Origin of the sequence: Streptomyces sp. NBC_00876 (genome assembly GCF_045207435.1) — a bacterium.
In the GTDB taxonomy this organism is placed as follows: Bacteria; Actinomycetota; Actinomycetes; order Streptomycetales; family Streptomycetaceae; genus Streptomyces.
In genome coordinates, this window is sequence record NZ_CP108800.1 from 4,701,094 (window position 1) to 4,714,432 (window position 13,339).

The 13,339-nt window shown below is 70.3% G+C and carries 10 protein-coding genes; 4 read left to right on the forward strand and 6 right to left on the reverse strand.

Annotation, left to right across the window (positions count from 1 at the left end; all coding sequences use genetic code 11):
- Window positions 1-11 precede the first annotated feature (11 nt).
- The 4 genes from OG782_RS20590 to OG782_RS20605 form a co-directional block, all read right to left on the reverse strand.
- Window positions 12-1,319 (reverse strand): phenylacetate--CoA ligase family protein, encoded by a 1,308-nt coding sequence (locus OG782_RS20590; protein ID WP_406453032.1) that lies wholly within the window; start codon window positions 1,317-1,319, stop codon window positions 12-14.
- A 98-nt stretch (window positions 1,320-1,417) separates the two neighbouring features.
- Window positions 1,418-2,194, reverse strand: coding sequence for an amidohydrolase family protein (locus tag OG782_RS20595; protein WP_406453034.1), 777 nt, complete (start codon window positions 2,192-2,194; stop codon window positions 1,418-1,420).
- Between the two features lie 8 nt (window positions 2,195-2,202).
- On the reverse strand, window positions 2,203-3,309 hold the full coding sequence (griH, locus tag OG782_RS20600) for a 3-amino-4-hydroxybenzoic acid synthase (RefSeq protein ID WP_406453036.1): 1,107 nt from the start codon (window positions 3,307-3,309) through the stop codon (window positions 2,203-2,205).
- A 67-nt stretch (window positions 3,310-3,376) separates the two neighbouring features.
- A complete protein-coding gene (locus OG782_RS20605; RefSeq protein WP_406453038.1) occupies window positions 3,377-4,222 on the reverse strand; it encodes a 2-amino-3,7-dideoxy-D-threo-hept-6-ulosonate synthase in 846 nt (281 codons plus the stop codon).
- Between the two features lie 494 nt (window positions 4,223-4,716).
- Between OG782_RS20605 and OG782_RS20610 the strand changes: the two genes are divergently transcribed.
- Window positions 4,717-7,548, forward strand: a complete 2,832-nt coding sequence (locus tag OG782_RS20610) for an ATP-binding protein (protein WP_406453040.1) — start codon at window positions 4,717-4,719, stop codon at window positions 7,546-7,548.
- Window positions 7,549-7,605: 57 nt separating this feature from the next.
- Here OG782_RS20610 and OG782_RS20615 read toward each other — a convergent pair whose 3' ends face one another.
- Entirely contained in the window at window positions 7,606-8,079 is a 474-nt protein-coding gene (locus tag OG782_RS20615; RefSeq protein WP_406453042.1) for an AtaL-like protein, read from the reverse strand.
- 308 nt (window positions 8,080-8,387) lie between these two features.
- On the opposite strand from OG782_RS20615, the gene OG782_RS20620 reads away from it, so the two are divergent.
- Window positions 8,388-10,004 carry an FAD-binding oxidoreductase gene (locus OG782_RS20620; protein WP_406453044.1) on the forward strand — a complete coding sequence of 539 codons (1,617 nt, stop codon included), beginning with the start codon at window positions 8,388-8,390 and terminating at the stop codon, window positions 10,002-10,004.
- A gap of 101 nt (window positions 10,005-10,105) precedes the next feature.
- Window positions 10,106-10,840 (forward strand): SDR family oxidoreductase, encoded by a 735-nt coding sequence (locus OG782_RS20625; protein WP_406453046.1) that lies wholly within the window; start codon window positions 10,106-10,108, stop codon window positions 10,838-10,840.
- An 81-nt stretch (window positions 10,841-10,921) separates the two neighbouring features.
- Here the strand turns inward: OG782_RS20625 and OG782_RS20630 are convergent, their stop codons facing one another.
- Window positions 10,922-11,404 (reverse strand): SRPBCC family protein, encoded by a 483-nt coding sequence (locus tag OG782_RS20630; protein ID WP_406453048.1) that lies wholly within the window; start codon window positions 11,402-11,404, stop codon window positions 10,922-10,924.
- A 264-nt stretch (window positions 11,405-11,668) separates the two neighbouring features.
- Here OG782_RS20630 and OG782_RS20635 point away from each other — a divergent pair, with 264 nt between their 5' ends.
- On the forward strand, window positions 11,669-13,153 hold the full coding sequence (locus tag OG782_RS20635; RefSeq protein ID WP_406453050.1) for an MFS transporter: 1,485 nt from the start codon (window positions 11,669-11,671) through the stop codon (window positions 13,151-13,153).
- Window positions 13,154-13,339 lie beyond the last annotated feature (186 nt).

Sequence of the window (13,339 nt, forward strand, 5' to 3'; positions counted from 1 at the left end):
CGACGGGGGCCTCAGTAGTAGAGGATGGCCTTGTTCCAGTCCTCGTCCGGGCCGAACAGACTCCTGGGTTTGACTACGTCGGGCATGCCGGTGAGCACATCATGCGGTACCAGGGTGCCCGGGTCGACCCCCTCGATCAGGCACTCCACGCCCAGCTCCCGCCTTACGGCGTCGGCCAGTTCGGCGCATGCGGCGGTCCGGTGCCCGGCCGTCACCTCGATCTCGACGCGCAGGTGGCGGGCGGTGGTCTGCGCGCGCCAGAACAGCACTCCGTACTCGAAGGGGAGGCGGTAGACGAGGTCCTCCAGCCGGTGCTGGGTGACCAGGGTGTCGCCGATCCGGTGTCCGTGGAGGGCTCGTCCGAGGACGGTGACGGTGGGCAGTACCCAGCCGCACGGACACGGGTCGTACGAGACCTCGACCGAGTCCTCCAGGTTGTAGCGGAGCAGGGGCATGGCTGCCCGGTGGAGCGGGGTGACGACGAGTTGTCCCGCGCCTTCCTTGCTGATCGTCCCGGTGTCGGGGTCGCGGACCTCGAACAGGACGCGGTCGGCCCACAGGTGCAGCCGGCCGTGCGGGCATTCGCCGGCGAGGCTTCCGGTTTCGGTGGAGCCGTACTCCTCCACCACCGGTACTCCCCACAGTTTGCTGATTCTGGCCCGTCGGGCCTGGCTGAGCGGTTCGCCGCCGACGAAGAGTGCGCGCAGTGCGGGGAAGTCCTGGCCGGGGTTGAGGCCCGCGGCCCTGGCCGCGGCGGCCCACAGCAGGCATTCGGTGGGCATGGACCAGGTCAGGGTCACGTCGAGGTCGTGCAGGGCTCTGACCACGCGTGAGTACGGCATGGCGAGTGAGCGGTTGTCGCCGGGTACGACGGTCGCGCCGTTCAGCCGGCCTGCGGCGTGGGCGAGGTGCCCGGTGAGCAGCAGGGCGTACGGGGTGCGGACGAGGAGTGTGTCGGAGGCGTCCATGCCGACCCATTTGCGGGCGAAGCGTTCGGCGAGGTCGACCCAGTCGTCCTGGGTGTAGTAGGAGGGGGTGGGCCGGCCGGTGGAGCCGCTGGATTCGTGGTAGGTGGCGAGTTCGCTGTTGGGTACGGCGCGCATGCCGAAGGGGTAGTTCTCGCGGAGGTCGGATTTGGTGGTGGTGGGGAGCCGGTGGAAGGCGGTGGGGTCGCCGGTCATCGCGTCCGTGCCGAGCCGGGCCCGGTAGAAGGGTGACTTGGCGGCTTGCGCGAGTATCCGGGGCAGCGTCGCCTGTTGCAGGGCGGCCAGTTCTTCGTATGTGGACCAGTCGCCGATGCGTGGGAGGTCGCCGGGCACCGTCGTTCCGGCGCGGGGCGGTTCTCCGGACCCCGCTGCTCGGGGGCGGGGTATTTCTCCGGTCGTCGTTGCGGCGCCGGGGAGTTTGTCGGTTGTCGTCACTCCGTTTCCTCCAGTCCGAGAAGACGGCAGGCGTTGCGCCCGGCGACCTTCTGCCAGTCGTCGTCGTCGAGCCCGAGGTGGCGGAGTTTGGTCAGTTCCACCTCGGGGTGCTGTAGCGGGGCCTCGGAGCCGAAGAGCACGCGGTCGGCGCCGAGTTGTTCGACTGCGGCGCGGGCTACGCAGGTGTAGCCGCCGGATGTCTCCAGCAGCACGTTGTGCAGCGGGGTGATCAGTTCGACGGCGTACAGGTCGATGTTTCCGATGCCCGCGTGTCCGAGGACGAAGGTGACCTCGGGGAAGCGGGTGGCGAGCGTGACGAGGTCGGCGACGCGGCTGCCGGGGCGTTCGAGGCAGACGGTGTAGATGCTGTGTCCGACGTCCTGGGCGATTTCGGCGAGGCCGGCGGTGCGTGGATCGGTGAGTGCGATTCCGTGTACCGCCGGGGAGATCTCCACGCCGCGGAAGTCGGCTGCCGCGCGGCGGTAGTGCTCGGGGTCCTGGTGCGGGTTGGCGAAGTAGGACGGGATCAGCCGGCCGTCCGATGCGGCGCAGGCCCCTAGTACGGCGTCGTTGTCGGCGTCGGACTCGATGTGTCCGCCCTCCACGAGGAAGCGGGAGAGCTGCGCGAGCGGCATGGTGCCGCCCGCGCAGACCACCGCGCGTCCGATGCCGCACTCGTCCATGGCGGCGAGCAGCCGCCCTGGTGCCTGGGGCACCGGGGCGAGCCGGACGTGGAAGTCCAGCACCGGTTGTCCGGTCTGCGCCGCTGACATGTGCGGGCTCACTTCTCGAGGCAGAATTCGTCGATCGGGTATCCGACGTGGCGGTCCTCGGTCGGCAGGTAGCCGAGCACCTTGTCGCCGGGCTTGAGTTCGGTGCTGTTGAGTACGGTGCCGCCGGGGCCGAGGACCCGGACGTGCCAGTCGTCCTGGAGGATGAGGTTGACGCGTTGGCCGTTGGGTGCGACGGCGTCGATGGAGATGAGCGGTCGGGATTCGATCTTGACCCGGCCGACGGTGACCATCCGGGTGCTGCCCTTGATGTCGACGGCCATCACCTTGCTGCCGGCCTTGAGCTCGCTGAGGTAGCTGGTGCGCTCGTCCTTGGAGAGGGTGTACGAGTGGATGGCGCCGGCGTTGACCCGGAACGGGCGGGTGGGCATGTAGGGGAGCGGGTGGGTCTCGCTGACGCAGAGGATCATGCCCTTGGAGTGCGAGCCGACGAGGATGCCCTCGTCCTCGCGGAAGTAGGTGCAGGTGTCCACGCACGCCCGCTCGCCCATGCCGATGTGCGAGGTCTCCACGACTTCGAGTTCGGTGAGGTTGAGGTCGGGTACGTCGGACTGGGCGGCGGCCTTGAGCTTGGCGGCGTCGCCGACGGTCTTGGGCGCCATCATGACGCCGTCCGAGCCGAGTTCGAGGACGCCGAAGATGATCTCGGCCTCCTCGACGTCCTGGGCGATGGTGACGAGGCTGCCGGTCGAGCGTGCGGCCGCGGCTATGACGATCTCGAGCGGGATCTTGGTGGGGTCGCGGAAGAGGAGCAGGCTCCACTTCTCGGTGCGTGCCGACTCGCAGGCGTCTTCCAGGGTCGGCGCGTCGATGATCTCGACGAAGCGGCCGAATTCCACGCCGGGGTGTTTGATGGCGAGTTCGGCCGGGGTGACTCCGTGGCGGGCGGGTTCGACGATGACGACGGTGGCGTCCCCGAAGTCTTCGGGCAGCTTGTTGCCCCGCGGGAAGAGGATCTTGGTGATGGTGGGCGGCAGGTCCGCCAGATCGGCGGCGTCGTCCGCGACGAGGCCTTCGACGCGGTAGTGCAGGGCCTCCTGGAGGATGGCCTCCTTGGCCTCGCCGAGACCTCGGACGTCCAGCCAGCTGATCTTCATTTCGGTGCTCCCGTGGAGAGATGAGTGGTGTGGTCGTGGTGCGGGGCCGGCCGGTGGCCGGTGCGGCTCAGCCGACGAGGGTGCTGAGCTGTTCCTGGTGCGGGTTGTCCATGGCGGGGCTGTCCCCGACGCCGTGGCCGCGCAGTTGGTGCAGGCGCTGTGCGATCTGGCGTGTCATCGCGCCGGGGTCGGCGGACTGGAAGATGTTGCGCCCCATCGCGAAGCCGCTGACGCCGCCGCGCAGGGCTTCGTCGACGTAGGCCAGTACGTCGGGCACGGTGGTCCTGCGCGGGCCTCCGGCGACGATGACGGGGATGGGCGCGCCCTTGACGACGTCCGCCATTTCGTCGGGTGTGCCGGCGTACGGCGTCTTGACGATGTCGGCGCCGAGTTCGGCGGCGACGGTGATGGCGTGGGCGATGAGGGCGGGGTCCCGCGGGTTGGTGACCTTGGGGCCGCGCGGATAGATCATGGCGAGCAGCGGTACGTTCCGGCGGTCGCACAGGTCGGATACGTGGCCGAGGTCGGTGATCTGCTGGCGTTCCTCGGCCGAGCCGAGGTTGACGTGCACGCTGACCGCGTCGGCGCCGTGGCGCAGTGCTTCGTCGACGCTGCTGACGAGGTATTTGTCGTCCGGGTCCGGTGCGTGCATGGTGCTCGCGCTGAGGTGGACGATCAGTGAGGTGCGGAAGAACCGGTCCGGGCTGACGCGGCGCAGTCCTCCTTTGTGCAGGACCACCGCGTCGGCGCCGTTGTCGGTGAGCTGTCCGACCAGTGCGTCCAGCCCGCCGTCCCGCATGGTGATCGGTCCGTCGCTGATGGGGTGGTCCAGTGGTACGACGAGCAGTGGGGCGCCGTCGTCGTACAGGCGCCTCAGCCGGAGCCTGCGGCCGAATGAAAGATTGGTGAACATCGCACATCCCCTCCTTGCGGGTGCGGGGCGGCGGCCGGCGGTTCTCGGTCCTGGCCCGCTCGGCTTGCCCCTGGCCCGTCTTCGGCAAGCTTTCGCCGACGGGTCCCGGTGTGCCATCGCTCGTTTACGTGATCCGGCCGGTGCGGGGCACGGGAGATCGGGTGCGGGGCCGTGCCGGGTGGGGTGCGATGTCTTCTCGGGTGGGGCGCGCGCGGGGTGTGTCGTCGCGGGTTCTGGCTGGTTCCGGCGGGCGCGGGTGGGGCGGGTTCCGTGTGCGGGGTGTGTCGGCGCCACGCGGGGCGTGGGCGGGCTTGTGCCCACGGCATGGGGCTGCTTCCGCGTACAGTCGACTTTCGGCCCCTCCCGGTCCGGTCCCGTAAAAGTGACCGCGCCCGGCAAGGCGGGAGCGACTACCGTGAGATCGAAAAGATGTGCTGGTTGCGGGCCCAGGGTGGGGATTCAGGCCCGCGCCGACAATCACACGGGGGAACGCGATGCACGACATTGTTGCGCGGAACGCAGATCCGACGGTGGGTCGGGAGAATGAGCTGGACGGGCTGCGGAAAGCCCTGCAATCGGCCGCGTGGGGAACCGGCCAATGTCTTGTGGTCGAGGGGCCGCCCGGGATCGGCAAGAGCCGTCTGCTGCAGGAGGCCGCCCGGGAGGCGGGGCGGCTGGGGATGACCGCGGCGCTCGGCCGGGCCACCGAACTGGACCGGGTGGCACCGCTCTCGGTGCTGTTGTCCGCTCTGCGTGACAGCGTGCCCGCTGTCCTGGACTCGGCGGACATGGCGGCGCTCGGCGGTCTGGGGGGTCAGGAGGCCAACCGTTTCTGGCTGGTCAGCCAACTCGGCGATCTCATCGAGGAGTACACCCGTACCCGCCCGCTGCTCATCGCTCTGGACAACACGCAGTCGATGGACGAGGTGACGGCGTTCGCGTTGCAGATCCTGGTGCCGAGGCTGCACGCCTGCTCGGTGATCTGGTTGCTGGCGCGGCGTTCGCCGCCTGCCCAGTCGCCGAGGTACGACGTGGTCGGGCGGCTTCTCCAGGACGGTGCGCGGCACATCGGGCTCGAACCGCTGGGTCCGGACGCGATCGCCGAGTTCTGTACGCTCGCGCTCGGCGCGGCCCCCAGTCCCGGTCTTGCGGCCCTTGTGGCGCGCAGTGACGGGAACCCTTATCTGCTGGGGCAGTTGCTCAACGCGCTGGAGGAGAGCGGCCGGCTGCACCGTGCCGACGGCACGGTGGATGTGCTGGGGAACGATGCCCTGCCGGACGACTTCCTGTCCGCGGTCGACTATCAGCTGGGCCATCTGTCCGGGCCGACCCGGCGGTTCCTGGAGGCGGGTTCCGTCTTCGGCCGGCCGTTCCTGCTGGGTGAGGCGGCCGGTCTGCTCGGGGAGCGCGGCGTCGCTCTTGTGCCGCAGGTCGAGGAGGCGGTGCAGGCGCACGTCCTGGTGGACGACGGCACGGCGCTGACGTTCCGTCAGGATCTCATCAGGGAGGCGCTGTACGACGGGCTGACCGGTTCGGTCCGGCGGGCTCTGCACCAGGAGGCCGCCACTGTTCTGGAGGCGTCGGGCAGGCCGCGCGCCGAGACCGCGCTGCATCTGATCAGGGGGGCCGGCCGCGACAATCCGCGCACCCTGTCGGTGCTGTGCGAGGCGGCGGACGAGGTGGCCTCCACTTCTCCGAGTACGGCTGCCGACATGATGCTGGAGGCGCTGGGCATCCTGTCGCGCGACGATCCCAGGACGCCTTCCCTGCTCGCCAGGGCGGTCAGCCTGCTGGCGTCGTCGGGGCGCATCACCGAGGCGCGTGAGCTGGGCGGGGCGGCGCTGCACCGCAGTATCGGCCGGGTCCAGGAGGCGGCGGTCTACGTGGGGCTCGCCGATGCGCTGAAGCATGCGGGCCAGGATGTGATGGCGGTCGAGTACACCCGCCGGGCCCTGGCGCACCCCGGGGTCGCGGGCGCGGTCCGGGGGCAGCTCCTGGCCGTTCAGGCGCACGCCCTGCTCACCGGCGACGATGTGTCCGGTGCGGAGGCCGCGGCGAGTGAGGCCATGGTGCTCGGGGAGACGGACACGGCGGTGTACGCGGGAGCGGCCCGCAGCGCGGCCGCGCGTATCCGGGGCAGGATCGACGAGGCCGTGTCCCTCGCTTCGGATGCCGTGCAGCTGGCCGACGAAACGGGCGGGGACGCGCGTCACCGGCATCCCCGGATGTGGCTGGGCCGGGCGCTGGTCGCCGCGGACCGTTTCAGCGAGGCCGATGCCGTCTTCGCGCTGGGTGAGGACGAGGCGCGCACCCTGGGTTCCGCCTGGTCGCTGCCGTTGTGGCACTACGGCAGGGCCGAGCTGCGGATGATGACGGGCCAGCTGGACGACGCCCAGGCGGAGGCGGAGGCCGGGAAGGCGGTGGCCGAGCAGCTCAGCGCGCTCGCCGTGGTCCCTTCGCTGCTGGCCGTCCTCGGTCAGGTGGCGATCCACCGGGACGAACTGGTGCGGGCCCGTGAGCTGTTCAGGGACGCGCGCCGGATGGCCGACTCCGGTGGCGGGGTCGTGGCGGAGGATCTCGCTTGGTTGCAGGCCCAGTTGGAGTATGCGGCGGGGGATCCGAAGGCGGCGGTGACGGCCTTGGCAGGTGTCTATGCGCAGTTGGAGGTCCGTCCTCTGCTGCTGACCCAGATCTCGTGGGCCTCGCCGGCGCTGGTGCGGTTCGCGCTCGACGCGGGGGCGCGCCCGGAGGCGGAGGCGGCGGCGGCCGCGGCCCGGCGGCTGGCGGTGCACACCCCGAAGAACATCTCGCTGACGGCTGCGGCGCATCACGCGGAGGGGCTCCTGCACGACGATCTGGCGTCCCTGCGCACCGCGGTGGAGGGGTACCGGACGAGCCCGCGGCATCTGGCGCGGGGCATCGCCCTGGAGGACACCGCGCACGCGGAGGCGCGGGCGGGGCGGCGTACCCACGCGGTCGCCCTGTTCGAGGAGGCGTTGAGCCGGTTCACGCACTGCGGGGCCACCCGGTCCGTGGCGCGGGCCCAGCGGGCGCTGCGCGCACTGGGCGTGCGCCGTAAGAAGTGGCAGTCGGTGCAGCGGGCGCAGACGGGCTGGGACAGCCTGACGGACGCCGAGTTGCGGGTGGTGCGTCTGGTCGCCGAGGGGCTGACCAACCGGGCCACGGCGGAGCGGCTGTTCCTGTCGCCGCACACCGTGGACACGCATCTGCGGCACGCCTTCGCCAAGCTGGGTGTGTCCAGCCGGGTGGAGCTCGCGCGGCAGGCGATGGTCCACGAGACGGGCGAGGAACCGGCGGGCGGCTGATCCGCTCCGGCGCCCCCGGCCTCTTCCGCTCCCGCCCGGGGCGTGACCGCTGAGCGGTCACGCCTTGGGTGTCAGCTCCTCCCGCATGCGGACGATGGTGTCGACGATCGGCTGCATGATGCCGCCGAAGTATCCGGCGGTCGATTCCAGGAAGGAGCTGTCCCGTTCGCCCTTCTCCTTTCCCGCCGCCGAGAGCACGACCGTGATCGTGAGTGTGGTGACGCCCTGTTCGTCCTGTCCTATCTCGTTGCGGAGCTCGGCCAGGTAGGGGTCGTCCAGCTGGTGGAAGACCATGAGGCGGCGGTCGTGGAAGGTGACCCGCTCACGGGCCTTGGCCCGGTCCGCGACGGTGATCTCCCGCAGCAGTCCCTCGTCGTGGCGCTCCAGCACCCGGCACGCGGTGATGCCGGCGATGAACGGGACAGGGTTCTCCGACTTGCGCAGCAGCCCCTGCCAGACCTCTTCGGGGTCCAGCGGCTTGTCCCCCCGGTCCTTTCCTACGACCGGCAGTGTCCAGCTCAGCACGGGCATGGGTCCTCGCCTCCTGCGGGCCGGCGCCGCGGCGGACGCCGTCGCCCGCGCGTCGCGGCGCTCTTCCCGGAAGGACAGCTTCCTCCGGTACGTCGCACGGGACATCCCCGGTTCGCGTGAGCTTCGCCCGGGTGCCGGGCCGGTGCCCGACCGGCCCGGCATCCCGTAAAGACGCGATGTGCGCGCGGGCGTGCTCGGCGAGGCTGGGATCCCGCCGCACGGAACCGGAACCATCGAAACCGGAACCTTCCGCGGGCGGGAGTCAGCACTTCACGGGGGAGCGGTACATGACACGGGGGAAGCAGAACATGAGCGGCATATCGAGGCGGGGGTTCCTGGTGTCGACGGCGGCGGCGGGAACCGTCATCGGTGGTGCCACCACGGCCGTCGCGGCCGGCGGGACGGGAGCGGCGGCGGGCGGTCAGGGCACGGCGGGCGGCCCGTTCCACGTCACTTCGGCCGATCAGCAGTACATGGATCTTGTCCGCGGGACCAACCAGCGCTGGGTGGGCAAGCCGGACTACGTCCAGATGGCCGCCACACCGGCTCAGGCGCTCGGCGCCGTGCAGGAGGCCGTCACCGCGGGCAAGCGGATCGCCGTGCGCAGCGGCGGTCACTGTTACGAGCCCTGGGTCAGTGACGGGGTGAATGTCGTCGTCGACATGTCCCAGATGAACCAGGTGTACTTCGACGCCTCCCGCCAGGTGTTCGTGGTGGAGGCGGGCGCCACGATCGTGGAGATCTACAAGGCCCTGTACAAGAGGTGGGGGGTCACCCTGCCCGGCGGTACGTGTCCGACGGTCGGCGCGGGCGGGCATGTGGCGGGCGGTGGCTACGGTGCGCTGTCCCGGCGGCACGGTCTCATCGTCGACCATCTGTACGGGGTCGAGGTGATAGTGGTGAACGCGGCCGGCGAGGTCCGGCTGGTGACGGCCACCCGTGAGGCGTCCGACCCCAACCGGGACCTGTGGTGGGCGCACACCGGCGGTGGCGGCGGCAACTTCGGTGTGGTGACGCGCTATCTGTTCCGTTCGCCGGACGCCGGGACCACCCCGCAGACCATGCTTCCCAAGCCGCCGGCCTCGCTGCTGGTCAGCTCCGTCTCCTGGTCGTGGGCCGGTCTCACGGAGCAGTCGTTCGGCCGGATCCTGAAGAACTACGGCACCTGGTGCGCGGACAACGCCTCCGCGACCTCGCCGTACGCGGGTCTGTTCAGCCAGCTGAAGCCCGCGCCGAAGGCGGCGGGTTCGTTCTCCCTGACGACGGAGATCGACGCGTCCCTGCCCGGTGCCGACAAGCTGCTCGACGACTTCCTGGCGGCCGTCAACCTCGGCACGGGAGTCTCCTTCCAGGTCGACGAGCGCAGGACCATCCCGTGGCTGCACGGGGTCGAGTGGCCGGGCTTCACCGGCGGTGGCGACCCCACCAACCGCTTCAAGGGCAAGTCCGCGTACATGCGCAAGACCTTCACGGACGCCCAGGTCGCGGCGTTCTACAAGCATCTGACGCGCGCGGACTACGCCTACCCCGGCGCCCTGGTGCTGATCAGCTCTTACGGCGGCAAGGTCAACAGCGTCTCCCCGACGGCGACCGCCGTGTCCCAGCGCAGCTCCGTCATGAAGCTGATGTATGTGAACTTCTGGCGGGACCAGTCGCAGGACGCCTGGCACGAGGCGTGGATCCGTGAGTTCTACCGGGACGTGTACGCCGGCACCGGCGGGGTGCCCGTGTCCGGTGAGTTCACCGACGGCTGCTTCGTGAACTACGCGGACGGCGACCTCTCCGACCCGGCGTGGAACACCTCGGGTGTGCCCTGGCACGACCTGTACTACGGCGTCAACTTCCCGCGGCTGCAGAAGACCAAGGCCGCGTGGGATCCCCGGAACGTCTTCCGTCATGCCCAGTCCATACCGCTGCCGGCCTGAACGGGCCGGCGGAACGCACACCTGCCGGCCGGGCCCCGTATCCGTACAGCCCCTGCCGGCACAGTACCGATCCATCCAGCACTGACTAGGAGTCACCACAGATGAGTCTCAACGGCAAGGTTGCCATCGTCACCGGCGCATCCCGCGGTATCGGCCGTGCGACGGCCGAGCGTCTCGGCCGCGAGGGCGCTGCCGTCGTGGTCAACTACCACAGCAATGAGCAGGCGGCGCAGGAGACGGCGAAGGCCGTCATCGCGGGTGGCGGGAAGGCCGTCATCGTCCAGGGTGATGTGTCCGTCGCCGCCGACGTCGCCGCTCTGTACGACGCCGCGGTCAAGGAGTTCGGCGGCGTCGACATCGTCGTGAACAACGCCGCGACCGTGGCCGCCGCGCCGGTGGAGTACATCAGCGAGGAGGACTTCGACCGCCTCGTCGCGACCAACCTCAAGAGCGTCTTCCTCTCCCACCAGCAGGCCAGCAAGCACCTGCGCGACGGCGGCCGGGTCATCAACCTCTCCGCCGGGCTGCCGGCCGCGGCGATCGCCTTCCTCGGCGCGTACGGGGCGACGAAGGTGGGCGTCGAGGTCCTGACCCGTTCCCTCGCCCACGCGCTGGGTGAGCGGGGCATCACCGTCAACGCGGTGGCCCCCGGCCCGACCGACACGGACATGCTCGCCCCCGAGGCGCGCGCCAACCTGGACGGCCTGATCGCCCAGACCCCGCTGCGCAAGCTCGGGCAGCCGGGTGACATCGCGGATGTCGTCGCCTTCCTGGCGGGCGAGGACGGCCGCTGGCTCACCGGCCAGACCATCCACGCCAACGGCGGCTTTGCGTAGGTCTTCGCGCGCCAGTCGTGAAATGCCGCGGTCCGGGGCCCGAAATCGGGTTCCGGACCGCGGCATTCGCGTTCCTCCGGGTCAGGCCGAGGCCACTGCCCGGCCGGCCGTGAGCCGGACGGTGTTCACCGTGGCCGCGGCCGTGTCGTAGAAGAGCAGGTCGTTCTCCGCGATGAAACCGGCCTCCTGCCGGCTGCGCTCCAGGCCCGCGGCGGACAGCGAGGCGGTGAACGTGAAGGTGAGACGGCCCTCCTCGTCCTCGCCGATCTCATTGGTGATCTGCGTCAGCATCGGGTTGTCCAGCTGGGTGAAGACGATGCGCCGCTGCGGCTCCAGGGTGATCCGTTCCCGCAGCAGCACCGAGTGGTCGCCCCGCAGCGCGATGCGCCGCACGAAGCCGCCCTCGAACTCCTCCAGCACCTCCGCGAAGCTGATCGACGGCACGTAGGAGACCGGCTGGGCCGCCTTGTGCACCAGGCTCTCCCAGAGCTCGTCGCGCTGGATCTCCGGGTGCCCGGGGAGGCTGGGGTCGTTGACGAGCAGGGTGTACGTGAAGACGACCATGGGTCGAACCTTTCGTGCGTTCCGGTGGCAGATGACATTGCTCCTCGCCGCAGCATGACCTTCGCCGGGGCCCGGGGATATCCCAGTTTCACGCGATCTGCCGAGGCCGGTCACCGGCCGTCCGCCCGTGGCGCGGGGTGCGAAGGATGGCGTGATGACGTGATGCCGCACAACGGGGGCCGCTCGACGATGGAGCAGCGTCACCGCGCCGCAGCGGGACTCAGCCGGAACGGCCCCGACGACACGACGAATGGGAAACCTCTGATGACCAACGACACCACACCGAGTCGGAGCGGAGCCGTGGACCGCGACGACCAGCCGGCGTCAGGGAAGGCCACAACGGCTGGTGGCCGCAGTCCTTGGGCGATCTTCTCGGTGCTGGCACTGATCGAGTTCATGTCGGTGATGGACGCCTCGGTGGTGAACATCGCCCTGCCCGCCATCCGGGACGACCTGGGGTTCTCGACCACCGGCCTCGCCTGGGTCGTCGACGCCTATCTGCTCGGCTTCGCGGGCTTCCTGCTGCTGGCGGGCCGTGCCTCCGACGTCGTCGGCCGGCGGCGGCTCTTCACCTGCGGTGTGGCCCTCTTCACGGTGGCCTCACTGGGCTGCGCGCTCGCGGCGGACGACTGGCAGCTGGTGGTGGCCAGGCTGTTGCAGGGCCTGGGCGCGGCCCTGGTCACCCCGGCGGCCCTGGCGCTGATCACCGACATCTTCCCGGAGGGGCCGGCACGCAACAAGGCGCTCGGCCTGTTCATGGGAATGGCCGGTGTCGCGGCGCCGGTCGGCCTGGTGCTCGGCGGACTGCTCACCACGGTCGGCTGGGAGTGGATCTTCGTGATCAACGTGCCGATCGGCATCGGCATCCTGGTGGCCGCCCTGCGGCTGCTGCCGGCCACCGGCCCGCTGACCACCGCCAAGCTCGATGTGATCGGCGCGGTCACCTTCACCGCAGGCCTGGTCATGCTCATCCTGGCCACGTCACGCGGCGGTGCCCAGGGCTGGGGCTCGGCCTCGACCCTGGCCGAGTTCGCCGCCGCGCTGGTCCTGATCGTGGCGTTCGTCGTCCGCCAGCGCACGGCGGCCGATCCGGTACTGCCGTCGGCGCTGCTGCGGATGCGGTCGGTGGTCGTCGGCAACATGGTCTTCGCCCTGGTCGGTACGTTGCTGATCTCGACCTTCTTCATCATCACGATCTACCTCCAGCAGGTGCTGGACTACGGCCCGGCGAAGGCCGGCCTGTCCTACGTCCCGATTCCGCTGGCCATGCTGGCCGGTACGCAGGTGGCCCCGCGCGTGCTGCGCTACGGCCCGCCGAACGTCCTCATGGGCGGCGCTCTCATCCAGGGTGTGGCGCTCGGCGTGTGGGCGCTGGTGATCGACGTCCAGGGCGGCTACCTCACGGGGTTCCTGCTGCCGGCCGTGCTGTGGGCCTTCGGCCTCGGGATGTGCATCGTCTCGTCCTTCGTCGTCTGCACGATGGGGCTCACCGGCCCGATCGCCGGCGCCGGATCGGGCCTCGCGACCACCACGTACCAGGCGGGCGGGGCGATCGGCCTCGCCGTTCTCGTCGCGGTCGCCGACGCCCGGACGCACGCCCTGACCGGCACCCGGGCACCGCTGGAGGCTCTCGTCTCCGGCTACCAGGTCGCCCTGTGGTGCTCGGTCGGTGTGGCGCTGCTGGCGGCTCTGCTCACCCGGTTCATCCGCTTCGGCGCCCAGCCGCAGGCGGAGGCCCAGCCTTCCTAGGGCTCAGCCGGGGCGCGGCCGGGACCGGGCGTCCCGGCCCCGCCCCTTTCCCTGCGCCCTTCCCACCGCGTTCCTCCTCCCGATCCCCTTCTCCCGATCCCTTCCTCACGCGCTTTTCCTCGCGCGCCTTTCCTTCCGGCGCCCTTCCTGTCGCGTTTGAGCTTCCTCGCGCCCTTTTCTCATCCC